Origin of the sequence: Actinopolymorpha sp. B11F2 (assembly GCF_040195635.1) — a bacterium.
Taxonomy (GTDB): Bacteria; Actinomycetota; Actinomycetes; order Propionibacteriales; family Actinopolymorphaceae; genus Thermasporomyces.
In genome coordinates this window covers 55,007-81,361 of record NZ_JBEFTX010000020.1, presented here as the reverse complement: position 1 = coordinate 81,361, position 26,355 = coordinate 55,007, and the positions used below count along the sequence as shown (strand labels likewise).

Genomic DNA, 26,355 nt, shown 5'->3' with positions numbered 1-26,355 from the left:
TGTGAACGTGAGGGGTGGCACCTGTCCGAAGGGCTCGACATCCCTTTCGGGCCTCAGCACGTTCGGACGGGTCCCGCTCGGTCAGCTCTGGCTCGGCGCGTCCTGGTCGGGGGCGTAGAACTTCGTCGTGTTCTCGACGACCGTGGCCACCTCGGCGCTGTCGGCGCCCGAGGCTTCGTATGCGGCGCCCCACGCCCGGCTGCTCCTGGTCATGAAGTCGCGCGCCTCCGGCGACTGCTCGAATGCTTCTCGTTCGGCCTTGTCGATCTCGCCACCGGCCAGGTGGAGGCCCAGGCCGAGAAGTGTGAGGTCCCAGCCGACGCCGACCGCGCCCGGCCCGTACATCGACCAGAAGCCGGGGTCGACGACCGCGGTGTGGCAGAGCTCGAAGAGTGTCTGGCCGTCGGTGCCGGGCGACAGGCGGACCTCGACCTCGCTGAGGTCGGCCTCGGAAGGCTCGCCGAGCATCCACGTGACCTTGAGGCGTTCCGGCGGCTCGCAGGCGACGATCTCGCCGCCGGCGTTGTTTTCGATCTGGTACGTACCGCCGAGGCGGAAGTCTCCGGTGACGGGAAGGAACCAGCGGTTGACTCGCTTCGGGTCGGTGATGGCGTCCCAGACGTCCTCGATCGGGGCGTCGTAGCTGCGTCGCAGGGTGATCGTGCGTACGTCCTGCTCCTTGATGCGCCCCTGGCCGGTCTCGCGCTGGATGGCGTTGATCTCGTCGCCGATGTCCATCGGGTCGTTCTCCTTGCTGTCCGGATTGTCTGCGCAGCGTGCCGCGTCGCGCGAAGCATCTCAGTCGAAGCTTATATAAGTCAACGCTGAGATGTATCGGAGTGCCGCCCAGCCCGAGCCACGGGACGGGCGCCGGTGCTGGCCAGGACTTCGGACAGAACGGACGACTAGGGTCGGGCCCACGGTGCGGGTGATCTTCGCCTCGGCCGTCGTACGTCGGATGAGGGAACCAGATGAGGAGTCGAGGATGACACCGACGGTGGGAACCAGGCGGGCGTTTCTTCTCGGCTCGGCGGCGGCCGCCGCCGGCGTGATGCTCGGCGCGTGCTCGGCCGGCGACGACACGGCCGGCAACGGTACGGCAGGGAAGAAGGGCGGCGGCGGCAAGGCCGACGGCGTGGGGTCGAGCAAGAAGCCGCTCTCCGCGCCGGCCGAGTTCCACGAGGCGCCGATGCTGGCGGCCCAGGTGAAGGCCGGCGACCTCCCGCCGGTGAAGGACCGGCTCCCCGCGCGGCCCTACGTCGTGCCGCACAATTGGCTGGAGCCCGGCAAGTTCGGCGGCGAACTGCGGATGATGACGCCGAAGGTCAGCGACGGTCAGGTCCGCGAGTACATGTACGGCCACTCGATCCTGCGTTATCTCAACGACGGCATGGACATCGGCCCGGGCATCGCCGAGAGCTGGGAGTCGAACGCCGACGCGTCGGAGTGGACCCTGCACTTCCGCGAAGGTCTCAAATGGTCCGACGGCAAGCCGTGGACCACGGCGGACATCCTCTTCTGGTGGGAGGATCTCGTCCTCGACGAGGACCATTCCGCGGTGCCGCCGGACGAGATGCGGTCAGGCAAGGGCACGCTGGCGAAGATGACCGCGCCCGACGACTTCACTCTAGTCCTCACCTACGACGCCCCCGCTCCACTGACCGCCGACCGGCTCGCCACGTGGGTGAGCGGCGGCAACGGCGACGTCGGGCCGATCTGGACGCTGCCGCGGCACTATGTCGAGCAGTTCCACCCGAAGTACAACCCGGACGCACCCGCCGACTGGGCGTCGAAGGACGGCGTCTTCTACACGAAGGCCGACTTCGTCCGCAATCCCGAGTGCCCGACACTCACCGGTTGGCGCGTCACCTCCGTCAAGGAGGGCGAGGTCCTGCGCTGGGAGCGCAATCCGTACTACTGGTGCGTCGATCCCGACGGAAACCAGCTGCCGTTCGTCGACCGCCTCATCATGTCGGTGGTGCAGGACGCGCAGGTCGGCAAACTGCAGGTCCAGGAGGGCAGGTACGACTACGTGCACGGGCCGTTCGCACAGCTCGCCCTCGCCGACGTCGCAGGGCTCAAGGAGACCGCCGACCGCAGCGGCGTGGAAACGGTCCTGTGGGACAACGGTGACGGCACCGGAAACGCCTGCTTCTTCTTCAACTACGACTATCACGACGAGAAGATGCGGAAGCTGATCCGGGAGCCGGCGTTCCGGCAGGCGTTGTCGCTCGCGTTCAACCGGGCCGAGGTTCAGAAGGCCGTGCACTTCGGCATGGGCGAGGCGACAACGGGGACGATGAGCCCGAAGGCGGTCGAGTATCACGTCGGCTCGGAGGGCCCCGACGTCTACCGCAGCTGGCGGGATGCGTACAACGCCTACGACCCCGAGGCCGCGAAGAAGCTGCTCGACGAGCTCGGCGTGGTCGACAAGGACGGTGACGGCAAGCGCGAGATGCCTGACGGCGACAAGCTCACCATCGTCCTGACGTTCGCGGCCAACCCAAACGACGTCGTGTCGCAGTCGAACAACCTCATGGTCAGGGACTGGCGACGCATCGGACTCGACGTACGCGAGGATCCGATCCCGCCGGAGTCGATGGATCCGGGATGGCAGAGCGGCAAGATCATGGGCCGTGGCGACTGGGGCGTCGGCGACGGACCGAACTGTCTCGTCTTCCCCCAGTGGATCGTGCCGATCGAGCCGACCCGTTGGGCACCGCTCGAGGGCCAGTTCTACAACGTGCGGGGAACGCCGGCCGAGAACGCCGAACGTGACAAGGACCCCTACGACCGCACACCGCCCCGGATGGAGCCCGAACCGAGCGGCCCCATCGAGAAGCTGTGGAAGCTCTACGACCAGTGCAAGGTCGAGCCGGACGAGATGAAACGCCATCAGCTCGTCTGGGAGATCACCAAGATCCACGTCGAGGAAGGGCCGTTCTTCCAGGGCTCGGTGGCCAACACCCCGTCGCTCACGGTCGCGCACCGGGATCTCGGGAACGTACCCAGGAAGGAGAATCTCGCCCAAGGCGGATTCACCGCACCGTGGATCCATCCGACACCGGCCGTCTACGATCCAGAGGCGTATTTCTGGCGCAACCCGGACGAGCACGGCGGAAGCGGTGCCAGCGCCTGAGCGAGCCGTCCAGCGCGGCGGCGCCGTTAAGGCCGTGAGCTCGTTCCTGCCGTCTGCCAGACTGGCCGCCTGACGTGCACCGGAGACGACTCCGGGCGGACCAGGAAAGGCGTGGACGGCAGCGGTGACGAACGACGACGTGTCCCAGCATGGTGGCGGCGACGAGGACCTGGTGGCGACGATCCGCAGGCAGCGGACCGAGAAGATCGCCAAGCTCCGGGCGGCCGGGGTGGAGCCCTACCCCTCCGGTCCGGTGGACAAGACCTCGGCGGCGGACGCCCTGAAGCTCACCGACGGTACCCCCGTCACCGTCGCGGGACGGGTGATGCTCTTCCGGGTGATGGGCAACATCGCGTTCGGCCGGCTCCATGACGAGAGCGGCGACATCCAGTTCGTTCTGTCCAAGAAGGATCTTGACCAGGGTGCCGAGCCAGGTAAGGGATACAAGTTCTGGATCAGGCACCTCGACCTGGGTGACTTCGTGAGCGTCGAGGGCGTACGGATGGAGACCAAGACGGGCGAACCGTCGGTCGGTGCCCGTGCGGTCACCCTGCTGGCGAAGGCGCTCCGCCCGCTGCCGGACAAGCACGCCGGGCTGGCCAACGAGGATCTGCTGCTCCGCAAGCGCTACCTCGACATCCTGTTACACCGCGACGTCCAGGACATGATCTATGCCAAGGCGCGGTACTGGCGGTCGATCCGGCGATTCCTCGAAGACCGCGACTTCGTCGAGGTGCAGACGCCCGCTCTGGAACACACCAGCGGTGGGGCCGACGCGCGTCCGTTCGTCACCCACCACAACTTCCTCGACACCGAGGTGTGCCTGCGGATCTCGATGGGCGAGCTGTGGCAGAAGCGCCTGCTCGTCGGCGGTCTGGAAAAGGTCTTCGAGATCGGCCGGCAGTTCCGCAACGAGAGCCAGAGCCGGGAGCATCTCAACGACTACGACCAGATGGAGTTCTACTGGGCGTACGCCAATCACGAGTGGGGAATGGCCCTGGTCGAGGAGTTGATGACCTACGTCGTCATGGAGACCTTTGGCACTCTGCAGTTCACCCTGCACCGCAACGAACGCACCTACGAGGTCGATCTGAGCCGTCCATGGGAACGCTACGACTACGTGGAGACGGTTCAACGGCTGACGGGGATCGATGTCCTCGACGCGAGTGTCGACCAGATGGTCGCCAGGCTTGACGAGCTGGGCGTTTCCTACGACAAGGCCGGCCTGAACCGCGCGCGGGCGACGGACGCGCTCTGGAAGCACTGCCGCCGCCAGCTCACCGGTCCAGGGTTCCTGGTCAACGAACCGCTGGAGGTGTCGCCGCTTGCCAAGCGCAGCGCCTCTCGCCCCGGAATCGTCGAGCGTTTCCACGTCCTGATCGCCGGCAGCGAGCTCGGCAATGGTTATTCGGAGTTGAATGATCCGATCGACCAGGCCGAGCGGTTCGACCAGCAGCAGGCACTTCGGGACGCCGGTGACAACGAGGCACAGATGGCGGACGATGATTTCGTCGAGGCGCTGGAATACGGAATGCCGCCCGCCTGCGGTTTCGGGATGAGTGAGCGGGTGTTCGCGTTCTTCATGGACAAGAGCATTCGCGAGTGCCAGATCTTCCCGCTCCTCAAGCCGGCCTCACAGTCCTGAGCCTCGCGGCACTGCTCGCAGCGTGACGGGTCGGCGGAGGCCGACGGGTGGCTTGCCTGGTTGGGCGGGGCTTGCCTGGTTGGATGGGTTACTCGCCTGGTTGGCTGGGGCTGTGGTCGCTGGGCAAGGCGTTGATGCCGTTTCCGTGTCTCGAGGCCTGGTTGACCTGGCTTCGTTTGCACGGCGTAGGTCGTTCGGGCGGCGCGGGTCGTTCGGGCGGTGCGGGTCGTTCGGGCGGTGCGGGTCGTTCGGGCATGCCGTTCTTGCCACGGTTCCACCGCGACGAAGGCGATCTGTCCTGTCAGCGGCGACTCGTAGGCGCCGCACACGCAATCAGTCGGGGCGTTGCGCGGCGAGTGCCTCGACCTCTCGGCTGTCGAGGGCGTGGTCATAGGCGCCGAAGTCTTGGACCTCACCGCAGAAGGACCCGGGGACGTCCGGGCCGACCCGGAGACCAGTGGCAGTCGCGAGGGATCCCGTCACCTCACCCTGGGCGGTCGCGGCCTCCCTCCCATCGACGTAGATCGACACCGTTCCGCCGCGGCGGACGGCGGCGATGTGGTGCCGGCCGGGCTCGAGAGAGTGCGCTGTCGTGGCGGTGACGCCGGCACTCATGGCGTGGACGGTGCCGCGGATGTCCGCAGGAGCGTCGGCCGCCGCGCCCGTGCAACTTCCCGTTGACGCGAAGAGCATGCCCGCGTGCTGGGTAAGGCTCGTGACCCGACTCCACTCCCGCAGGCCCCGCTCGCCGCGTGGAGTGTCGTCGACTTCGGAGACCAGGAGCGGTTCCCAACGTGGTGGGTCGTAGAAACGGCGGATGCTGGTCCAGTTGTGGTCGCCGTCGTACCGGAAGACCTCGCTACGGGGGATCGCGCCGGCGTAGAGCATGCCGTTGTACGACGCGAGTGCCTGCACCTCGGTGCTGTCACCCAGCCGGCCAAGGTCGTTCCACCTCGTGCTTCTTAGGTCCCATCGGACGACCTTGCCGAGCGGCCATGAGCCGAGGTGGAGTGCTCCGTCGAATTCGTCCAGCGTGTGAATCTGGTTGCAGTGCTCCTCATCACCCAGTGGATTGCCCAGGTCGGTCCAGGTGGTGCCGTCGTACGTCCAGACCGTGGCCGGATTGAGCGTCGCGAGGGCGAGTGAGCCATCGTGGACCGTCATGGGATGAGCATGGGAGGCGAACGAACGCACCTTCTCCCAGGTCCGGTCGCCGCGATAGACGTGGACGGAGCAGTCGTCGCCGGCGACGTAGAGGTCGCCACGGTAGGACGCCAGACTGTAGAGGCGTCGGGAGGCACCCGGCTGGCCGCAGTCCTCCCACCGTCCTGGTCCTTCGTAGCGGTAGACGCGGCAGGCCGTGAGGTCGTCGGTGTCCACGCGGGTCCAGTCATAGTTCCACGTCGCGGCGTAGAGGCTTCCGCGGTGGACGATGAGCGGTCCGACGCCATGCGCCGCACCCTTGCCGACCTGGCCGAGGTCCTCCCATTCCTTCCCACCATGGTGGCGGTACACGTGCGCCCAGTCCGCAACGGCCGGTGCGTCGGTGGACGCCGCGTGCAGATGTCCGTCGAAGACGGTGAGCGAATTGCTGATCAGGCTCGAGGAGGGGGATGGCCGCCCGCAGTCGATCCACCGCGGGTCGGTTCCCACGTCGATACCGAAAGAGACGCGCAACTCGTCACCGGGTCCGTTGTAACCGCCGGCACTGGATATGACGCCGAGGTGGAATCCGGTCCGGGACGTGGGATCGAACGTGGTCGCCAGCCCGCCGGCGGATCCGGGTCGGTCAGCCGGCACCACCAGCCAGAGCGCGACGGTGAAGTCGGCGTCGAAGGCCACGTCGGTCATCCCACAGGGCTCCTTCGTCGTGGTACGAAAACGTCCGCACGGCATGCGGCTACAGGGATCCTGAGGATCGACCAGAGGAGTTGGCAAGGTCGTGTTGCCAGTGTGAACAGCCGGTCGGCGGACCACAGTGGTCCGCCGACCAGCTCACGTCAGCATCGGGTGCCGACGACCTTCCAGCTCGTCAGCGGGTCTCTGACGCTATCCGTCGATCGTGACGGTATGGGAGTCACACCAAAGTGCGGTCGAGTCGTTGTTGCCGTCGACCGAGCACACCTTCAGACCGACGGAGTGGCCACCTGGAACGTTGCCCAGCGGGTCCCAGACGGCGGAGGTGTCGACACCTGTGCCGACGTACTTGGCACCTTTGTAGTCGCCATCGACCCAGGCCCACGCCTTGACACCGCGACCGTCCGCGCAACTGTCACCGACAATGACGTAGTCGTCGTTGTCGCCGCCGCCCGGTGCGCCAGGCCCGTAGTCCTGGAACTGTGCGAAGCCCTTCCACGCTGCATTGGGTGTCGTAGTGCACCCATCGAATGCCGTGACCACCGCGAAGGTGTCATCTGCGGCTACCGCCACGCCTGTGTTCACCATGACCGTCCCGGCACACAACGATGCCAGGACGAGTGCCTTGGCCGTGAGCCGTTGCTTTCTCAACTCCACTGTCGTCTCCTCTTCAGCTGGTCGAACCAGCGAAATTCACGAGAATCCCCTGATGAGACACGCGGCCACACCGTTGTTGCTGATGCGGTACGCATGTCGGATGCCCTGAGAAACAGGTCGTCGGCGCGACAGCGGACTCACGCATCACGCAGATGTGTGGGCCCCCGCATATCCGGTGGCGCGCTCAAGCCTGATCCAGGCGCTGATGCATCGAGGAAACGCGAGTCAGGACCGAATGGTTCATAACGCCCAATGTGATCCGTGCCACGCGCTGTCCAGTGGAGGTCCGTCGCCCGGAGCATCCGGCGTGTCCGGCGAGGAAATGTCGGCGCCAGCGTTGATGATGTCCGCGTGCATGATCGCGAACGGACTGACCCATGATGTGGCGTACGCATGCGGCGACGGGGCTCGCCGCGGGCGCACTCCTGCTCACCGTCGTACCCGTCGATGGCATGGTGGACCAGTTTGCATGGGTGGCCGCCTGCGCGGGCGCGGCACTGATTCCGGACTGGGACCACCGCTCGTCCTCGGTGACGATCATGTGGGGCCCGCTGTCGCGCGTCGTTCATCGGTTGGTGCACGTCGTGTTCCGCGGCCACCGTGGGGGTACGCATGACTGGCTGGTGGCGCCGGCACTGTTCGCGGCACTGGCGTACGCAGCCTCACTGCATCCGATCTCGACCGGTGTCGCGGTCGCGGCGGTGGTCGGCGCGGCCCTGCGGGCGTTGGCGTTCGTGATTCCGGGTGACAACGAGAAGTTCTGGCCGGCGAACCTGCTCGTCTCGGCGGGGGCGGGATGGGCGGTGGTGACCTATGCGACCTACCCGTGGTGGCTCCCGCTCGCCTTCGGCCTCGGGGTCGTGGCGCATATCGTCGGGGACGCTGTGACCCGCGCGTCGGTTCCGCGTCCGTTGTCGTGGATCAATGGACGTCAGCCGGGGGACGACTACGACGACGGCCCGCTCATCACCGGCGCGTGGTACGAAGCGTGGATCGTGTTCCCGGTCCTGCTCGTGGTCACCATGGCGGGGCTGTGCCTGACCGTGCCGGAGCTCACGAACGTCGTGGCCGCCGCGGTGCAGGCCATCCGATAGGACTCCCCGCTCCGTTGCCCTGCGCCCGGCGTCGGGCACGAGATCCTGAGGCGAGACCTGCGGTCGAGAAGACGGTCCAGGAACTACCCGAACCAGCTGATCGCCTGCCCGTGGGACCTGGTCCAGGCCAGTGGCGTCCCGTCCAGTGCGAGCACGTTCTGCAGCGCGACTCCCGGCGGCTTCGGTAGTGCGTCGTAGGTCAGGACGTCCGGGGCTTCGTTCGCGATCCAGTGCCCGGGCAGCCCGCGTACCGTCTCGGCGAACGCGTCCCTTCGCGGCTCCGGCACCTGGTACAGCACCGAGGAGTGGAACACCACCAGCGTCGCGCCGGCCGGCGCGCGAGCGGCCATCGCCGGCAGGTCGTCGACCAGGTCACCGCGCACGAGCAGCGGCGGGTTGGCTGCGGCGACGGCCGCCGCGGCCCGCAGCCGGGCGCGACGGTGCGCGTGCTCGGGCCAGATGAGGGCGTCGAGCCAGGCGACATCCGCGGGGTCGGTCACGTCGAGCGGGTTCAGGTCCAGGCCGGCACGCCACACCACCGAGGGGGAGCGGGTGGGCGGCACCACTCCGGTCGCCGCGCACTCGAGGACCGGTTCGCCTGAGCCGACAGTCTGGTCGCCGTAGCGGTAGGCGTACCGGTCGGGGTAGAGGCACAGCCCCGCCGATGCGCCGACCTCCAGCAGCGCGAGCGGCTGTGGCAGGGCGGCAAGCACCGGCAGCAGGACGGCGCACCGCCCGGCCTCGTTGGTCTGCGTGGCGCGGGTGCGCATTTCCACCTCGATCGCCGGCCAGTTCGCCACCGTGTAGTCGTGGAACGCGGCTGGGTCCTCGACCGGACCTCCGAGGAAACGTACGACGCCGAACAGCAGGTTCGGCTGCTGCTTGACCGGCGGGAGGGTGTCGAGCAGGGCCAGCGTCTCGTCGTCACGGGAGACCGCGAGCGACAGGCGCTCGTAGACGGGCGACACGCCGTGTGCCTCGCGTGCGGCGAACTCTGCGTACCTCTCAGCGGTCTTCATGGACGGATGATCCCGCCGTCGCGCTGGCGGCGGGCTCACGGGTCCCGGTCTCCTCGCGACCCAGGACTACCCGACCGACTGCGCCCCGCGATCGGCCGGCACGTGGCGCTGGCGGAACCGCGAACTGGCGGAACCGCGAACTGGCGGCATGGCGCCAGTCGAGGTTCTGGACCAGGGCGATCGCGGGGTTGTACGACTGACCTGTCCCTGCGACCCGAGCCTTCGATCCGCGGCCGGGCCAATCAGGGGACCAGGCAGATCAAGCTTGGAGATCGTATGGGTGCTCGCGTGTCCACGCCCGCGTTACAGGTCCGCGGCGGCCTGCTGCTCGCCGTCGCCGCCATCCTGCTCGCTCCGTTGCTGTCGGTCACCGACGCGTCGGCCGGAGGAGGGCTGACCATTACCCGCCCGCAGGCACGCGAGGAGCAGCGGCGGGTCATCATCGAGCTCGCCGGTGCACCGGCGATGGCGATCCTGAACGCAGAGCAACACCAGTCGCGGACTCTTTCGAACGCGGCTCTGCGCCAGCTCGAGGGCCGGCGTGGCGAGCTCGCAGATCAGCACCAGAAGCTGGACCAGGCGGCCCGGTCCGCGGGCATTGACGTGACCGAGACCCGGGAGTTCTCCCTGCTGTTCAACGGCGTCGCCGCACGCGTGCCGGCCGGCCAGGTGGGGCGGCTTCGTGACCTTCCGGGTGTCCGCGTGGTCCACGATGACGCCACGATGAGGGCGGCGCTCGACGTCAGCGTTCCGCACGTGGGCGCTCCCGAGCTGTGGCGGCGTACGGATCCCACCGGTGCCCGCGTCACCGGGAAGGGCGTGACGGTCGCGGTCGTCGACACCGGGATCGACTACACCCATCCGGCCCTCGGTGGCGGCTTCGGTCCCGGACACAAGGTGATCGGCGGGCACGATCTCGTCGCGAACGACGCGGACCCGATGGACCAGAACGGTCACGGTACGCATGTGGCGGCCACCATCGCCGGCAGTGGCAGTGGCAGTGGCAGTGGCGGCGGCGAGGTTCCCGCCCTCGTCGGCGTGGCTCCCGACGCACACCTCACTGCCTACCGCGTCCTCAACGCCGCCGGCTCCGGTGCGATGTCACAGGTTCTCGCCGGGCTCGAAGCGGCCGTCGATCCCGCCAGCCCACACCGCGCGGACGTCGTCAACCTCAGCGTGGGCGGACCCGGTGACGGCACCGATCCGCTGAGCCAGGCCAGCAACCGCGCCACCGACGCGGGGGTCGTGGTGGTGGCCTCGGCCGGCAACAACGGGCCGGGTCCCCGAACGATCGGCAGCCCCGCAGCCGCCGCGAACGTCATCGCGGTTGGCGCATCGGCGACGGGGGTCCGCACACCCGCCCTCGAACTCACCACGCCCGAACGAGAAACCCTGCAGGCGTGGGCCCTGGCGTTCTCCGCCAACGCTCCGGCCAAGCCGGTCACCGCCGGCGTGGTGGACCTCGGACCCGGCGAACCTGCCGATCTCGTACCCGAGAAGCTGCGGGACAAGCTGGCCCTCATTCACCTGCGGCCACCGCAGGATCCCGGGCCTGATCCGTTCGAGACCGCGCAACTGGCCGAGTCGGCGGGCGCGGTGGGTGTGGTCTTCCACCCCGGTGCCGGTGGCGACCAGACGCCCGGCCCGCTCGCAGGAGGCACCGACGGCGAACTCCTACCGCGCTTGTCCGTGGGTTCCGGCGACGATGGCCGGCTCGACCGGCTGGTGGCCCTGAGCGCGGACAGTACGGAGTACACCCAGCTGCGTGCCCTGTTGGGGCAGGGAACCGTCCGTGTGCGGATCGTGGGCCTCGACCGCACCGACACCTTGGCGTCGTTCAGCTCGCGCGGGCCGAACGACCGCTACCACCTCAAACCCGATCTGGTCGCACCCGGTGTTCAGATCCGGTCGGCGTATCCCACCTCGCTCTGGGAGCCTGGTGTCGCGCGGTTGAGTGGCACCAGCATGGCCGCTCCTCACGTCGCCGGCGGCGCCGCTCTGCTCCGGCAGCTGCATCCAGACCGGCATGGTCTGCAGATCCGTTCGATGCTCGTCGGAAGTGCACGACTGCTTGCCGGCCGTACGCCGACCGAGCAGGGTGCCGGACTTCTCGACCTTCCGGCCGCGGCCACGTCGTCGGTCCTCGCCTCGCCGGCAACCCTCTCCCTCGGCCTCGCGGACCTGTCACGGACCCGCGTCACATCCACCGGTCAGGTCACCGTGACAAACACGTCGCCGAACGTCGTACAGCTCGAACTGCGCGGCGTGCCGGCGGGAAGCGACGCGGGGTCGGTACGCGTCGCACCGAACCGGGTGATGCTGCCAGCGGGTGGATCGGCAACCGTCACCGTCACGGTCTCGGGAGAGAGGCCAGCCGCCGACACCGAACTCGGCGGCTGGATCGAGGTCGACGCGCCGGGCCGCTCGTCGGACTCACGTGTTCCGTACCTGCTCGCGGTCGCGCCCCTGCACGTCTTCGTCGCACCGGATCCGAGTGAGGGCTCCAGCGAGGTCTTCGCGTACACGCCGGTGGACCTGAGCGAACCGCCGACCGTCACCGTCCACCACCCCGGGGGCGACTCCACCCAGGTGGGGATGGTGCCCTACCACGCGCGTACGTGGCGGGCAGCCGTGACAGGTCCACGTCCGGGCACGTACGACGTCGACGTCAGCGCGGTCACCACGCCTGACCACGGGGGCGTCACCCTCGCCGGCTCGTCGACGTTCGAGGTCCTCGACCGCGACGCCGCTGGAACCGACTTCGAGCCGGTCGGTCCCCACGGCGATGCCGGTCCGTTGGCCTTCTCGGCGGCGGCACCCGACCAGCTGGTCGCCCTCGGCAACCGGTCGATCTGGGTTTCGCCGGACCGGGGACGGACCTGGACCCAACGCGGACGGTTTCCGGCCCTCACGTCCACGGTGAGTCGTCCCGTCGTCGACCCGACCGACGGGAAGCGAATGTGGCTCACCGTCTCGCCAGGGGACGCCGACTTCCCGGTCTACAACGGCAAACTGCTCCGCACCGACGACAGCGGCCGCTCCTGGACCGAGATGGGCTGGCCCGACGGCGGCCACCGTCACGTGGGTCTTGCCATCGACGACACCGGACGAGTTCTGGTCGCCCACTCGTCAGAGGCCGTCCACGTGAGCCACGACCAGGGCGCACACTGGGCGACCTATCCCGCCCCGGCACCGGGGGTGAGATCGGTGACCCTGTCCGGCGTCGACCTGTACGTCGCCACGAATGACGGCCTGTGGCTGGTGCGCGACATCACCGGCACGCCACAACCTGCGCAACGCATCCTCACACCGGCGTCCGGGCCGCGCTGGATCAGCAGCTTCGCCACCGACGGCACGGTTCTGGCGGCCGCGGGATTCGACACCGGCGTTCTCGTCTCCACCGACGGCGGGCAGACGTGGCGATCGGCCTTCATGCCGCCGACGCGGCGCGTGCACGGGGTGTGGGTCGCCGATGGTGTCGTGTACGTCGCGAGCTACAGCCGGCTCTTCGTCGGGCGGGACCACGGCACCAGCTGGACGGAGTGGGAGAACCCCGTGCCCGGCGGAGTCGCCGCGGAGGTCGGATCCGCGCCGTGGTCGGGCAACGGCGATGCCGATGCCGATGCCGATGCCGATGCCGATGTGGTGGTCTCGATCTCTGGCGCGGGTGTGTACGTCACCGACGACCGCGGCGCCAGCTACCGCCGACTCGGATTCCCCGGCCAGACCGTCTACGACCTGGCGATGCCCCGTGACGACCAGGGACGCGACGTGCTCGTCGCCGGCACCATCCGCGAGACCCACCGGACACCCGCACCGACCGGTCCCGTCGTTCCCGAAACCCTGGAGTGGGGAACGAACGGCGCCGAGGCCACCTTCGCGACCGCGGTCCGCCACGTGGCGGTGTCGCCGCAGGCTCCAGGCACGCTGTGGAAGGTCCGGCCGAACTCCGTCGGTGGCTTCGCGGTGGAACGCAGCGACGACGCCGGAGGTAGCTGGAAACCTGGCACCGTCTACGGCGGCACGCCCACGGCCCTGTTGGTCCACCCGGCCGACCCGCGCCGAGTCGACGTGGCGGTCCGCCAGCCGGACGGCGTCTATTTCCTGCGTACGAAGGACAACGGCGCCACCTGGAAGCGCTACCTCGCACCGGGCGATGGCGCCCTGATCCACGCGCTGGCAGGTGATCCACGCCGGCCGGACCGGATCTGGATTGGCGGAGACGACGGGCTCTGGCGATCGGACGACGGAGGTGAGACCGCGACGCGGATCGCAGCCGGAACGTTCCGCGCCGTCCTGGTGGACTCCCACGAGCGCCGGGTCATCGCCGGAGGCGACCGCGTTCTCACGAGCGAGGACAACGGAAAGACCTGGCGGACCGGTGACCTCGGGTCGCTGCCCACCATGGTCAACGACCTCATCACGTCGCCGCGTGACCCCGACACGATCTACGCGGCCAGCGGCACCTTCGAGGTCGGGGACGTCCACCACGGCGAGCCCTTCGCCAACGACGTCCTCTGGCGGACCGGTCGCGGAGTCCTCAGGAGCAAAGACGGCGGCAGGACGTGGGCCAACGTCTCCGCCGGCCTGCAGAACACGTCGGTCAGGTCGCTGGCGATGACGGCCGACGGCGGGTGGCTCTTCGCCGGAACGGACGGTGGCGGCGTACACCGCCTTCAGGTCAGGAAGTAGACCGGCCCACGTGGGGCGCGGATCTCGTCCAGCGCAGATCGCGGTCAGCGAGGGGAGTTCTCCTCGATGAGCGCCTGAATCCCGTCGAGCAGACGCTGGAAACCGAACGCGTGCGCCACCGTCATCGATTCGGCCGTCCCCTTGTCGAAGCCGCCGCTGTTCCAGATGTGCGTCATCGTCGGATGGCGTTCGCCGTCGAAGTACTCCTCCCACAGCAGCGTCCGTTCGTGCCACCAGTCGTCGTTGGACTGTCCGGTGAGGCGTTCGAGTTCCGCGCTCTCGGCGGTACGACCGCACGTGGTCTCGACGTACGTGCCGATGGCGAGCGCGGCGGCGTCCATCTGTTGCGGGCTCAGGCCGGTGTCGAGGAACGCGGACAGCACGTACTCCCGTTCGGCCAACATCCCCGGACCGATCGGTGGCCTGATGGTGGAGATGTGACGTAGCCACGGGTGTCGTTGGTACATCGTGCGGGTGCGTTCGGCGTAGAGCTCGACCTGTGCGCGCCAGCCCGGCGGTCGCGGCTCTCCGGGCGCGGGCAGTGCCCTCTCGGACAGGGCCTCGTCGACCATCAGGTCGATGAGATCTGGCTTGGAGGGAACGTAGGTGTAGAGCGTCATGGTCGCCACGCCCAGCGTTGCCGCCACGGCGTTCATCGACATCGCCGGCAGTCCCTCGGCATCGGCGAGGGCGATCGCGGCGGTCACGACGGCGTCGAGGGTGAGCCGTGGCTTCCGTCCCCTTGGCGGCCTGGTCTTCTCGCTCTCGCCACTCGCGTCGGCGTTGGCGGCCGCGACCCTCGCCGCGGGCGCGACCGGGCCGGTTCGGGAACGACGCCACAGCAGGGCGAGGAGTCGGTCGGGATCCGTCCCGCCGCCGCTGTACTCGATCGTCATCGCCTGCTCGTCGTCTCGTGCCGGTTCGCCGGCGATCCAGGGTACGCAGGACTGCGGTGAGCCCAGCGTCGCGTCGCAGGGGCGATCCTACATTCTCGTATGCCGTACACTAAATCATTCTCGTAATACGTACGGAAAAAGGAAAGGGATGGCCGGAAGTGACGATTCTGGTGACAGGAGCGACCGGAAGCGTCGGGCGGCTCGTGGTCGACCACCTGCTGGCGGCCGGGGCGACGGACGTCCGTGCGCTGACCAACAAGCCCGAGAAGGCAGCGCTGCCGATGGAGGTTGATGTCGTCAAGGGCTACATCGGCCGGCCCGAGACCCTCCCACCCGCCCTCGAGGGCGTCGACCGGATGTACCTCGCACCGCTCACGGAGACCGTGCACGAGGTTCTCGCCCTGGCCAGGACGGCTGGCGTCCAGCACGTCGTCGACCTGGCCGGGCCGGAGGGCAACTGGTGGCACGCGATCGAGGTGGCGGTCGAGGAGTCCGGCGTCGCGTGGACCCATCTCGACGCCGGCGAGTTCATGGAGAACAGCCTGATCTGGGCCGACCAGATCCGTACGACCGGACAGGTCCGTGACGCCTACCCCGATGCGGCAAACGCACCCATCGCCATGGACGACATCGCCGCAGTAGCGGCCGTCGCACTGCTCGAGGACGGTCACGTCGGGAAGGCGTACGAACTGACCGGACCGGAGTCGATCACCCGAGCCGACATGGTGCGGTGCATCGGGGTCGCACTCGGTCGCGACATCCCTTATGTGGAACTGACCCGCGAACAGGCTGTCGAGCAACTGTCGAAGGCGATGGGGGAGCACGCCGACTGGTACCTCGAGGGCAAGGCCGCCCTCGTCGCGCATCCGCAGCAGGCGGTCGCGACAGTCGCGCAGGTCACCGGTCGGCCGGCGAAGACGTTCGCGCAGTGGGCGGTCAAGCACGTCGACGCATTCCGTGTGGCCTGACCCGGGCTATGTACGCTACGGCAGACCTCATGGACGGAGACTGACCATGGACCACCGGCATCCGCCCGGCCTCTGCGCCTGCCAGGGCCCACCGCCTGCACCACATCAGCATCCGCCCGGCCTGTGCGCGTGTTCGCCGCCGCCAGCCCGTGAGCCTGCCCGTCCGTCAGTCCGATGAACACTTCTTGACAAGACGCGCGCGGATCGCCGGAGACTGGTCGACGTTCACCGATGAGGCGGATGGGGCGAGAAGCATGCTGACCGATGAGCAGGTGAAGCGGTTCCACGCGGACGGGTTCGTCAAGGGCGGCAGGGTGCTCGACGACGCCGAGGTCGACGAGCTGCGTACCGAGATGCTGCGGGTGATCGAGGAGCGTGACCGCGCCGATCAGCCGCAGCCGGTTCTGCTGAACAACCTGGCTGAAGAGGACCACCCGATCTGGCAGATCGTCAACATCTGGCAGGCGAGCAAGGCGTTCGCCCGCCTGACGACGCATCCGACGATCACGGAGGAGCTGGGCCAGCTCACCGGCGCGAACGAGCTGCGGATCTGGCATGACCAGATCCAGTACAAGCCGGCGGAGCAGGGTGGCCTGCTGCACTGGCATCAGGACGCTCCGCTCTGGCCGATCATCCAGCCGATGACGCAGGTCACCGCCTGGGTCGCGCTGGACGACGTCGACGAGTCGAACGGCTGCATGAGCATGGTGCGCGGCTCCCATCTGTGGGGTGACCAGATCGAGTTCCTGCACACCGTCCAGCAGCAGGGCCAACCCGTCCTCCCCGAGACCTACGAAGGGCATCGGGTGGAAGTGGTCCTCCGCCCCGTCGCCAAGGGCGAGGTCCACTACCACCACTCGTTGACCTGGCACGGTTCCCACGGCAACACGAGCAACCGGCCTCGCCGGGCGATCGCGCTGCACGTCATGGGTGACGACACGAGATACGACGCGAGCGGCGACCACGTGATGAAGCGTTTCGTCACCGTTGGCGACGGCGAACCGATGACCGACGAGGGCTTCCCGGTCGTCCTCTCGCGCCGCTAGGTCTCGCCCGGATCCGGACGACGCTCCCCGGCCAGCACGTGCCGGCCAGCACTCCCCGGTCTGCTCGGTCAGGACTGCCCGGTCAGGACTGCCCGGTCAGGACTTCTCGCTGTCGGGTAGGTCCGTGGCGGGGATTCCCAGCTTGTCGGCGTACGCATGGTTCAGCTCGTCCCATCCGTAGTCGCGTGCTTCATTGCCACGGATCGGGCCGACGGGGTTGCCAGCGAGCAGGTGTTCGGCGACGTCGAGGCAGATGTGCCAACCGGCGGCGATCTTGGGGATCCAGTCGCGGTCCTTGAGGGTGTGCAGGAGGGTCAGCCGTGTTCCGCCTTCGACGGTGGCCAGTTCCCAGCGGAGTTGGTCGGTTCCCCAGGTGTACTCCAGCAGGGTCGGTGGCTCGGAGCGCGTCACCGTCGCCGACGTCGGCTCGGCCACCTCGCCGTCGATCATTGTCAGAATCGCGTCGCCGCGACTGCCCAGATCGCGGTCGGTGGTGAAGGGGGCCCATTCGGCCAGCTGTGCGGGCTCGGTCAGGGCCGCCCACACCTTGGTCGGTGAGTGGCGAAGGGTACGGACGAAGACCAGCGTCCACTGGTCCGCGCTGGCCCGGGCATTGACCTCGGACAGGGGGCCTGGCTTGAAGGTGCTGTGATCCATCATTCCTCCTGGTCGTCAGGTTGGTCGTCAGGTTGGTCGTCAGGTTGGTCGTCGGGTTGGTTGTCGAGGTGGCGTTCGAGGGCGTCAAGGTGCTGTGTCCACAGCCGGCGGTAGGGCTCGAGCCATTCGTCCAACGCCGCGAACGGACCGGCTTCGATCCGGTAGATGCGGAGCTGTGCCGAGGTGCGACAGGAGACGAAACCCGTCTCCCGCAGCACTTTCAGGTGCTTCGACATCGTGGGCTGGCTGATCGACACCGCGTCGACCAGCTCACCGACGGTGCGCTCTGACCGCAGGAGCTGGTCGAGGATGCGGCGCCGGGTCGGCTCGGCGAGTACGCCGAAGGCGTCTGCTGTCACGATGCCTAATATGCCGAGAGGAGCATATGCCTGTCAAGGCATACGCGCGTGGGCTCCGGCGGCGATACCGGAGCAGTACCGGATCGATACCGGCTTCCGCGAGTCTTGATGGTCGGTTCGTACGGATATGCGCCGGCCGACGATGCGGCCGACCAGGCGACGCGACAGGCAGAGCACTGCCAAGGGGGACAGCACGGATGAGGCGTCTGCTACGCGGGACCCACCGCAGGCCGGCAAAGGCGCGTGCCGAGAGGCGTTCCGGCACGAGGGGGTTGGCGGAACGCAAGACCGCTCTCGGTGCGCGCATCATGCCGGCACCGCTGCTGCCGCGCCGCCTTCTCATGCGCGCGCTCGTGCTGGTGGCCATGGTCGGCGGCCTCCTCGTCCCGTCGAACATCACCTCGACAGCGAGCGCGTCCACCAGCTTCGGGTACGTCGGTGACGGCTCCGACGTCCTCGGCGAGGGTTGGTTCTACAGCGGCAACGACGGCGAGCACGGCCGCAAGGGTGGGGCGGGATTCAACTCGTTCATCCTGTTGGACCTCGACTGCGACGACGGACTCACCATCGGCGTGACCTGGCGAGTGGGACGTGGGAATGGCGTACAGGAGATTCCGAAGGACAAGTGCGGTGACGACTATGGATTCACGATCGACCGCCAGACCTCGAAGATCACGGAAATGTCCTGGCGACTCTGGGCCAAGGACTCCGACGGTGAGATCCAGTACAGCGGTCGGAGCGAGAAGGACTGGTTGGGATCGCTCTCCGACGACAAGGACGACCAGATCTATTTCGAGAAGACGAGCGTCTACAACGACGAGTACCACGGGGATCTCGGCATCACCGCCAGCGTGTGGCCCACGCAGGAGACCAATGACACCGACATCTTCGGAGGGCTTGCGCTCAAATTCATGTCGGCGGAGCTGAATGCCCGAACGCCGCTTCCCGAACATTTCTCTGACGACCAGCGGGAGTCGATCTACAAACAGCTCGTCTGCCACGCGCAGGGGAAGTACTTCGCCGAACCGGACCAGATCGGCGACTCGTGGGACCTCGAGTCATGGCGCCCCAACATCTCCTGGGCGGAGGTGTGGGGCGGCGCCAAAGAGCACGAATGCAACTGGAGTTCCGAGGCAGAATACGACGAGAACATCCCCCCGGTGGACCGGCCGGACAATCGGCCGCCGGTCGTGAACGCCGGACCGGACGTGGACGGTAATGAAGGCGCCGACGTCAAGTTACGCGGCGAGGCGGTCGACGAGCTGGGAGAGCCTCCCGTCCACTGGACGTACGAACCGATGGACGGTGTGGATGCCGGAGCGAAGTGCCGCTTTGCCGACAAGAGCGATCCCGTGACCACGGTGCGATGCACCGACGACGGCACGTACCGGCTCACGCTCACGGGGGATGACGGGGTGAACGCGCCGGTCAGCGACAGCGCGGTTCTGACGGTACGCAATGTCGCGCCCACCCTCAGGCTGAAAGCCCCGGAGAACTGGGCCGTCTACCGCGTCGAGGACCGGATAGAGCTCGAGGCGCCATTCATCGATCCGGGCAGCAACGATACGCACACCTGTTCCGTCTCCTGGGACGACGGGACCACGTCGAAGTTCGCCGCGGACGACCACACGTGCAGTCGCGGCAGGACCTTCGACCACGCCGGGATGTACACGATGGAGATGACCGTGACCGACGATGAAGGTGGCGCGGACTCGGCCGAGATCATGGTCGTTGTCTACGACCCGAGAGCCGGCCTGCTGACCGGCGCCGGCAAGGTCGACGACCTGGCCATGTTCGCGACGGTGGCGAAGTACCTCACGACCGACTCCACCAAGCCGTTCGGGACCTTCACGCTCTCCGCGCCGGCCAGCGGCGACGAGCGGCTCACCTTCACGACCACCACGCTCGACTGGCTGGTGATCACACCGGACGCCAAGAGCGCGGTGAAGGGAACGGCCGGGGAGTACGGATTCGTCGCGTACGCCACCGACGCCAGCTTCCGTGCGGTGGTCTGGCCGCTCTCCTCGGGAACCACTCCGCCCGATGACCTGCTCTATGACACCAGTCCTGATGCCGGATTCGACGTCGACGTCGCCGAGCCGCGCGCCCTCACCACCGGTGCCACCGTGATCGACAGCGGCTGGGTACCAGGAGCACCACTGCCACTCGGCGACGCCCTCGACGGCGTGCTTCCGGACGCGGAGCTCACCGCCATTGGGGCGCAAGACTGCCTGCTCTGTGTCGAATGAGTGTGGCGGGAGCATCGCCGGTACCGGCGCGGGCACCTGCTCAGCCGCCCGCGGAGGGTTCGCTGCCCGGGTGGTAGTGAATCAGGGCGGGCAACTCGGTGATGACCATCGGGCCGGCGGAATCGAGCACCTCGACCGTGCCGTCGAGGTGCTCGATCCGTGCCATGCCCGGCTCGACCGGCATGGTCGCCTCGCCGGTGTCGGTCCACCGGATCACCGCGTCGCCCGGTGACCGACCGGGCGGGCCGCCTTCCGGTGCGGTGGGAGCCACGAGCCGGATCTGCCAGACGTTCGGCGGGAGGTTGTCGTCGCTGCCGTGGCTACCGGATCGTACGCACGCACCGTCCAGCCAGTGCTGCAGTCGTTCGACGAACCGGGCGGCCTGGGTGGGCGGACCTCCGTCGGCCTGCAGGACGAGGGGAATCTTCCGGCCTCCCCAGTTGTAGAAGTACATCCGGGCGCAACGGGCGTATATGCCGGCAAGGAAGTGTCGAACGGCGTGTGCACCGGCCGTGGCCTGGTCCGGTCGTGGAGCGTGAACGATGTCGTGCGACGGTCCGGTTGCCCAGAGAGCGCGCTGGACGCCGGCCTTGTGCAACGTCCGGTTGATGAGGTCGGTCAGCTCGATCATCTGCTCGGGCGGGTCGAGGGTATCCCGCTGATGCAGCTTGACCGCCACGGCATCACAGGGTTCGAACGTACCCGCCAGCGCATACCTGTGAAGCTGCTCGCGGCCAGAAGGTTCCCACAGGTCGCCGAACGACGGCGACACGATGAACGCAGCCGGGTCGACCGACCTGATGATCTGTGCCGCGCGCCGGACCATCTCGGCCAGGGTGTCGGCGCTGCCGTTGTAGCTCATCGGCGAGTTGGCATAGTCCCAGAGTTCGTACGCCTCGATCCGGCCGCAATAGCGGGTCACGGTGGCGTGCACGTAGGCGTCCCAGTCGGCGAGGTCGCGCGGCGGTGCGGCACGCGAGTCGTTGGTGTAGGGCGCGCGTCGTGCGTCCGGGCTCGCCCATCCGGCGGGCATGCCCATCGTGTAGAGCACCGGCAGCCTGGCGCTCTGCGCACGCGCCACGAACCGGTCGAGTCTCTGCCAGTCGAAGACGTCCTTGCGGGGTTGGATGTTCGACCATCGGCAGGCGCAGTCCCACAGTCGGACGGCGCTCACCCGGAAGCCGGGCATCTCACCGCGGGTGCTGTTGAGGGTCACGCCGAAGAAAGCCGGCGGCACGGGTACGGGCGGGTCGCGGTACCACGCCGGACCCGGGACCTGCTGCTCGGTAACGCGATCGGACGCGCGCAGTGGCCCCGCGGCGACGGGTATCCGCTCGTCGCCTCCGGCGAGGATCATCGCGTGCAACCGGGCCAGCTCCTGGCCGGGTTCGATGCCCAACTCCTCGACGAGCTGCGTACGCCCGGACCGGTAGACCTCCAGCGCCTCGGCCTGACGGCCGAGCTGGTGGAGCGCCCTCATCAGCAACGCCCGGAACCGTTCTCGCAGTGGATGCGCCCTCACCAGCGCGAACAGCTCCGCCACTCGGTCGGCGTGTGCGCCGGTGGCGAGCTCGGCTTCGAGGCACAGTTCCAGCACCGAAAGTCGTCGTTCCTCCAACCGGGCGACTTCGGCAGCCATGCCGCGTACTCCGCCGAGAGCCGGTCCGCGCCACAGGGCGAGCGCCTCCCGGAGCCGCGCGGCGGCGGCGTGCAGGCTACCCTCGTCGAGCCGCCGGGCCTCGGCAACCAGGCGTTCGAAGCGATGAATGTCAACGTCGTCGGGGCGGGCGTGCAACAGGTAGCCGGCGTGCCGGGTCTCGATCGCCGTACCCAGCGAGCGGCGCAGCCCAGACACGGCCGTCAGGATCTGCCGGTGGGCGGTGGCCGGTGGCGCGCCATCCCACACCGCCTCGACGAGGCTACGGACGGGTACCACCTGGCCGAGGTTGAGGGCCAGGGTCGCCAGCACCGTCCGTTGTCGTGGGCCCCCGATCCGGAGGGCGTCCCCCTGGTGACGTGCTTCGACCGGCCCGAGCAGGTGGTACTCCATGCGTCCTCCCCCGTATGGCTGCACCGCATGCGTACGGCGAAGATCGTCGCACAGCGCATCCCAGCCGTTTCCCAGGACGTCGGCACTGGAGTAGCCGGCTGTCCGACCTCGGCCCGACTGGACCGTTGACGCTGATGAGGTCTTGACACGACGAGGGTGAGCGCCAAGGGTAAGCGCTTACCCGTTGGCGAGGCCGGCAACGCCGGCGTGTGGCGTGTGGCGTGTGGTGTCGCCGCAGGAGCCACACAGTAGAGCGGAGGAACCTCACGTGGTCAGGAACAGTCAAGAGTTCCCACGTCGGCTGTCGAGAAGGGACGCGTTGGGACTGGCGGGAGGCTTGGCGCTGACGAGCGTGGCGGTCGCGGGCTGTGACCTGCTCTCCACCGATCCTGGCGGGTCTGATGCGGGAAACAACGCTGGCGCGGCCAAAGGAAAACAGGCGCCGAGCCTCGAGAAACTGGTGAAGGCGGGCGACCTGCCACCGTTGTCATCCCGGCTGCCGAAGAACCCGCTCGTGGTGAACCCGATCGATGAGGTGGGGCGTTACGGCGGGACATGGCATAGCTACCTCGACGGTCTGGCGGCAGTGGGATACAAGTTCTACGTCGAACTCGGATATGACCCCTTGGTGTCCTGGGCGCCTGACTGGAGTGACCTCATCCCCAACCTTGCCGAAGGCTGGGAAGTCGAGAACGGCGGCCAAGCCTACCTTTTCAACCTGCGGCAAGGCGTCAAATGGTCCGACGGTGAACCCTTTACCGCGGACGACCTCACGTTCATGTTCGAGGATGTCTGGGGTAACAAGGAGATCAGCCCGATACCGCCAGAGATGTTCTCGACCGATGGCAAGCTCGCCACGCTCGAGAAGATCGACGACCACACCGTGCGTTTCGTGTTCGGTGCTCCGAACGCGTTGTTCCTCCGTCGCCTCGCCACTCCGAGCGCGAACTCGCTCATCACTCCTCGCCATTACATGGAGAAGTTTCACATCGACTACAACCCCGACACCGAGGCGGCCGCAAAAGACGAGGGCTTCTCGGACTGGATCGACTACTTCTGGGACCGCAACACGACGACGAGCAACCCTGACCGTCCGAGCCTCAACGCCTGGGTTCTCACGACGGCGGTCGACGACTCGTCGGGTCGTGGTGTGTTCGAACGGAATCCGTACTACTGGAAGGTGGATCCAGACGGCAGTCAGCTGCCGTACATCGATCGGGTGACGTACGAGATCATGGATCTCGAGGTTGTGCTCCTTCGCACGACGAGTGGCGATCTCGACTTCAACGCTCCGGCACTGACCGGTGGTGTCGCCACGTTGGACAACAAACCAGTCCTGGCCCGCGGGCGTGAAAAGGGCGAGTACGAGTTCATCGACGGGGTTCCCGGGAGCATGAACCAGGGAGTCATCTCCTTGAACCTGAACACCAAGAACGCAGCTCTTCGCGAGGTGTTCCAGAACCGCGACTTCCGCATTGGTCTTTCCTATGCAATAAACCGGCAGGAGATCGTGAATGCGGTCTACCAGCGGCAGGGCGAGCCATGGCAGGCGGCTCCCCGGAAAGAGTCGGAGTTCTTCAACGAGGAGCTCGCGAAGCAGTTCACGGACTACGACGTCGACCAGGCAAACAGCTACCTCGACCGGGCGGGCTACTCGCGGCGTGACGGCGACGGGACCCGCCTTGGGCCGGATGGCAAGCGAATCGCGTTCTCACTCGAGGTCGTGACCAATGAGCCCAACCAGATCTCGGCGATGGATCTGGTGACGGGGTACTGGCGCGAGGTCGGAGTCGAGATGCAGGTCAAGACGGAGGACCGGACTCTCTTCTACGATCGCAAGGCGGCCAACCTGCACGACGCGAGTGTGTGGACTGGTGACGGGGGATTGTTCGACGCGGATCTGGATCCTCGTTGGTACTTTCCTTACAGTGGCGAGTCGAACTACGCGCCCTTGTGGTCGACGTGGTACACCTCCGGTGGCGCCGAAGGCGAGAAGCCCCCGGCGGCCGCGATCGAGCAGATGAAGCTCTACGACCAGTTCCGCGCCACTGTCGACAAGGCCGAGGCAAGGGGGCTCTTCAACCAGATCCTCCAGATCGCCATCGAGCAGTTCTGGGTGATCGGCCTGGTCTCGGTCGACGGGACGTACGGAACTGTCCGGAGGAACTTCCGTAACGTGCCGAGGAAGATTCCCGCCGCCTGGCTCTACCCGACGCCCGGCCCGACAAGGCCCGAGCAGTACTTCGTCGCCGACTAGGACCTGGACCTGGACCTGGACTACCAGGGCGTCGGCGAATGCCCGGCCGCCCGCGACTCCGTGCCTACGTACGGGTTCCACGGACGGATGGAACTCGAGCAGGTAGAAGACGCCGCCAGGCTTGAGGAGCCGAGCGCAGACCTGCGCCCAAGCCGAGACGTTCTCGATCCACATCAAGACGCCCTTGGAGAGAAACACGACGTCGAACGTGCCGTCGAGGACGTCGGCAGCCGCCATGACATCGGCGCAGACGAACTCCGCCTCGACACCGGTTCGGGTGGCGAGGGTGCGAGCGATGTCGACCGCCTGGCGGGAGAAGTCCAGCCCGTGACGGAGGCGCCGTGCCGCGCCATGCGGGCCAGCATGGCAGGCATCGGCTGAGCGGCGTACCGATTATCGACGGCGCGCAGGACTGCCGGGCCCGACGGAAAACTGGTCGAGCCAGTACGCAGCGGAGCCGTCGAAAGGCGCCATGGCACGTTTCATCATCGCGACGATCTCGGCACAGGACTGCCAGGCCTGCTCGATCTGCTGGGCCGGGATCGACCACGCCGCCGCCTCCTGTTCGACCTCGTGCTCGTCGAGGACCTCGACGGTGCCGTCAGCATGGCGTACGACGTCAAGGATGAGGTCGACGAACTCCACGCCGGCTGGCGAAACGACGGGTGGCGTGGAAACGTCCACGCGATCCGGTGCCGGGTTGTCGACGGTCTTGACCGTTCCGTCCACGCGAGAGGCAAGGAACGTGGCGTCGGGTCCGCCGAGACGCGCGACCCACCACCCCTGGTGGGGATAACAGAAGACCTGCGCCGACTGGTACCGCAGGATGGTGCCGGAATCTCGATGGATCGGTGTTCCAGCCGGAAGGACCGCCCACTCACCCACGTCATCCCGACCGACGACCGTCTCGGTCCACGACGCGGCGACGTGACCCGGCTGGCGGAGCTTGCGCGCGAGCCGGCGCGGGCGCTCGGCGTAGGTTTCCGCCCTCATATGTCCGCTCCCACGGTTTCGCTCGCGCACGGTCGACCGTGCGGCAGTGACCAGGCGTGGATCGTACGCCGGGCAGACAGAACGTGCGCGTCGTCGAAACTCAGATCCACTGGCTCGTTGAGGTCGATCGGCAGGCAGCATGGCATGGCGATCACCAGCAGGTCATCAGCAAAGACGCTTGCCAAGGACAACGCCAGGCTGACATGGGAGTGGACGGCGACCACGACGGCGCGCGGGGCTGAGAACCGGCAGGTCTCGATCCGCTGCGGATGAAGCGTGAGTCGCGGTATCGCCGCCCAGCGCCGGGAGCTTCTCAACCGGGGGTCGACGGAATGGCATTCCCATGCGGTGTGCAGAGCGAAGGTGGCCGCCGTTCGCGGGGTCGACCCGTCGGCGACCGCGATGAGGAGAATGTGAGGATCCGCGGGCGGGAACTCCGCCCGGAAACGGAGAGCCGCCGCTCTCGCCGCGTAGCTTTCCGTTACCTCCTTGGCGTTCGGGAAGACTCGGGACCTGGCGAGTCTCGCTCCCACCGTCGTACGAACGAACCGGTCGAGATAACGCGAAGGCTGGATCGATGGGGAGGGTAGGGCTGCTGCGGATGGCGGTACTGGCGCGGACATCGACGGCTCCTAGAAAACACGCCGGGAGCAGCGATCCGTCTCCACGATCCAGCACGAGCATGGACGCGGAGAGGACCGTGGCTCCCAAGCGCGCTAGGCCGAAGGCCGCTTGCGCTACGTTCACGATCTTCCCGGAGGAAGCCGTGAGCTATCT

Annotated in this window: 18 protein-coding genes and 1 pseudogene; 8 read left to right on the top strand and 11 right to left on the bottom strand. The window is 67.6% G+C overall.

The annotated features are described in order from the left end of the window. Window positions 1-81: 81 nt before the first annotated feature. On the bottom strand, window positions 82-738 hold the full coding sequence (locus ABN034_RS28530) for an SRPBCC family protein (RefSeq protein WP_349694072.1): 657 nt from the start codon (window positions 736-738) through the stop codon (window positions 82-84). A gap of 247 nt (window positions 739-985) precedes the next feature. Between ABN034_RS28530 and ABN034_RS28525 the strand changes: the two genes are divergently transcribed. Together ABN034_RS28525 and ABN034_RS28520 are read left to right on the top strand one after the other, a co-directional pair. Then, window positions 986-3,139 (top strand): ABC transporter substrate-binding protein, encoded by a 2,154-nt coding sequence (locus ABN034_RS28525; protein WP_349694071.1) that lies wholly within the window; start codon window positions 986-988, stop codon window positions 3,137-3,139. 124 nt (window positions 3,140-3,263) lie between these two features. Further along, window positions 3,264-4,784 carry a lysine--tRNA ligase gene (locus tag ABN034_RS28520; RefSeq protein ID WP_349694070.1) on the top strand — a complete coding sequence of 507 codons (1,521 nt, stop codon included), beginning with the start codon at window positions 3,264-3,266 and terminating at the stop codon, window positions 4,782-4,784. 333 nt (window positions 4,785-5,117) lie between these two features. Here ABN034_RS28520 and ABN034_RS28515 read toward each other — a convergent pair whose 3' ends face one another. Together ABN034_RS28515 and ABN034_RS28510 are read right to left on the bottom strand one after the other, a co-directional pair. After that, complete coding sequence (locus ABN034_RS28515; RefSeq protein WP_349694069.1) at window positions 5,118-6,635, bottom strand: LamG-like jellyroll fold domain-containing protein; 1,518 nt, start codon at window positions 6,633-6,635, stop codon at window positions 5,118-5,120. 198 nt (window positions 6,636-6,833) lie between these two features. After that, a complete protein-coding gene (locus tag ABN034_RS28510) occupies window positions 6,834-7,298 on the bottom strand; it encodes a hypothetical protein (RefSeq protein ID WP_349330547.1) in 465 nt (154 codons plus the stop codon). Window positions 7,299-7,675: 377 nt separating this feature from the next. Between ABN034_RS28510 and ABN034_RS28505 the strand changes: the two genes are divergently transcribed. Further along, window positions 7,676-8,392 (top strand): metal-dependent hydrolase, encoded by a 717-nt coding sequence (locus tag ABN034_RS28505; RefSeq protein ID WP_349330548.1) that lies wholly within the window; start codon window positions 7,676-7,678, stop codon window positions 8,390-8,392. An 83-nt stretch (window positions 8,393-8,475) separates the two neighbouring features. Here the strand turns inward: ABN034_RS28505 and ABN034_RS28500 are convergent, their stop codons facing one another. Next, window positions 8,476-9,411 (bottom strand): DUF2332 domain-containing protein, encoded by a 936-nt coding sequence (locus ABN034_RS28500; protein WP_349694068.1) that lies wholly within the window; start codon window positions 9,409-9,411, stop codon window positions 8,476-8,478. 276 nt (window positions 9,412-9,687) lie between these two features. Here ABN034_RS28500 and ABN034_RS28495 point away from each other — a divergent pair, with 276 nt between their 5' ends. After that, the gene (locus tag ABN034_RS28495) at window positions 9,688-14,103 is read left to right on the top strand and encodes a S8 family serine peptidase (protein WP_349694067.1); all 4,416 of its coding nucleotides are present in this window, start codon (window positions 9,688-9,690) and stop codon (window positions 14,101-14,103) included. Window positions 14,104-14,147: 44 nt separating this feature from the next. Here ABN034_RS28495 and ABN034_RS28490 read toward each other — a convergent pair whose 3' ends face one another. Continuing rightward, window positions 14,148-14,999 carry a TetR/AcrR family transcriptional regulator gene (locus tag ABN034_RS28490; RefSeq protein WP_349694066.1) on the bottom strand — a complete coding sequence of 284 codons (852 nt, stop codon included), beginning with the start codon at window positions 14,997-14,999 and terminating at the stop codon, window positions 14,148-14,150. Window positions 15,000-15,157: 158 nt separating this feature from the next. Between ABN034_RS28490 and ABN034_RS28485 the strand changes: the two genes are divergently transcribed. After that, the gene (locus ABN034_RS28485; protein WP_349694065.1) at window positions 15,158-15,967 is read left to right on the top strand and encodes an NAD(P)H-binding protein; all 810 of its coding nucleotides are present in this window, start codon (window positions 15,158-15,160) and stop codon (window positions 15,965-15,967) included. A 185-nt stretch (window positions 15,968-16,152) separates the two neighbouring features. Then, a complete protein-coding gene (locus tag ABN034_RS28480; RefSeq protein WP_349694064.1) occupies window positions 16,153-17,013 on the top strand; it encodes a phytanoyl-CoA dioxygenase family protein in 861 nt (286 codons plus the stop codon). Window positions 17,014-17,109: 96 nt separating this feature from the next. Here ABN034_RS28480 and ABN034_RS28475 read toward each other — a convergent pair whose 3' ends face one another. After that, window positions 17,110-17,670 (bottom strand): SRPBCC family protein, encoded by a 561-nt coding sequence (locus tag ABN034_RS28475; RefSeq protein ID WP_349694063.1) that lies wholly within the window; start codon window positions 17,668-17,670, stop codon window positions 17,110-17,112. Next, window positions 17,670-18,029, bottom strand: a complete 360-nt coding sequence (locus ABN034_RS28470; protein WP_349694062.1) for an ArsR/SmtB family transcription factor — start codon at window positions 18,027-18,029, stop codon at window positions 17,670-17,672. Before ABN034_RS28470 ends, ABN034_RS28475 begins: the two co-directional genes overlap by 1 nt. 197 nt (window positions 18,030-18,226) lie before the next feature. Here ABN034_RS28470 and ABN034_RS28465 point away from each other — a divergent pair, with 197 nt between their 5' ends. After that, window positions 18,227-20,278, top strand: coding sequence for a DUF2599 domain-containing protein (locus ABN034_RS28465; RefSeq protein WP_349694061.1), 2,052 nt, complete (start codon window positions 18,227-18,229; stop codon window positions 20,276-20,278). Window positions 20,279-20,318: 40 nt separating this feature from the next. On the opposite strand, the gene ABN034_RS28460 is transcribed toward ABN034_RS28465, so the two are convergent. After that, window positions 20,319-22,328, bottom strand: a complete 2,010-nt coding sequence (locus tag ABN034_RS28460; RefSeq protein WP_349694060.1) for an AfsR/SARP family transcriptional regulator — start codon at window positions 22,326-22,328, stop codon at window positions 20,319-20,321. 319 nt (window positions 22,329-22,647) lie between these two features. Here ABN034_RS28460 and ABN034_RS28455 point away from each other — a divergent pair, with 319 nt between their 5' ends. Continuing rightward, complete coding sequence (locus tag ABN034_RS28455; protein ID WP_349694059.1) at window positions 22,648-24,585, top strand: ABC transporter substrate-binding protein; 1,938 nt, start codon at window positions 22,648-22,650, stop codon at window positions 24,583-24,585. A 147-nt stretch (window positions 24,586-24,732) separates the two neighbouring features. Here the strand turns inward: ABN034_RS28455 and ABN034_RS28450 are convergent. From ABN034_RS28450 to ABN034_RS28440, 3 genes and pseudogenes are all read right to left on the bottom strand, one after another. Then, window positions 24,733-24,882: pseudogene (locus ABN034_RS28450) on the bottom strand (class I SAM-dependent methyltransferase); the annotation flags it as partial. 96 nt (window positions 24,883-24,978) lie between these two features. Continuing rightward, a complete protein-coding gene (locus ABN034_RS28445; protein ID WP_349694058.1) occupies window positions 24,979-25,578 on the bottom strand; it encodes a DUF402 domain-containing protein in 600 nt (199 codons plus the stop codon). After that, window positions 25,575-26,201: a hypothetical protein gene (locus ABN034_RS28440; protein ID WP_349694057.1), complete on the bottom strand. Its 627-nt coding sequence runs from the start codon at window positions 26,199-26,201 to the stop codon at window positions 25,575-25,577. Before ABN034_RS28440 ends, ABN034_RS28445 begins: the two co-directional genes overlap by 4 nt. Window positions 26,202-26,355 lie beyond the last annotated feature (154 nt).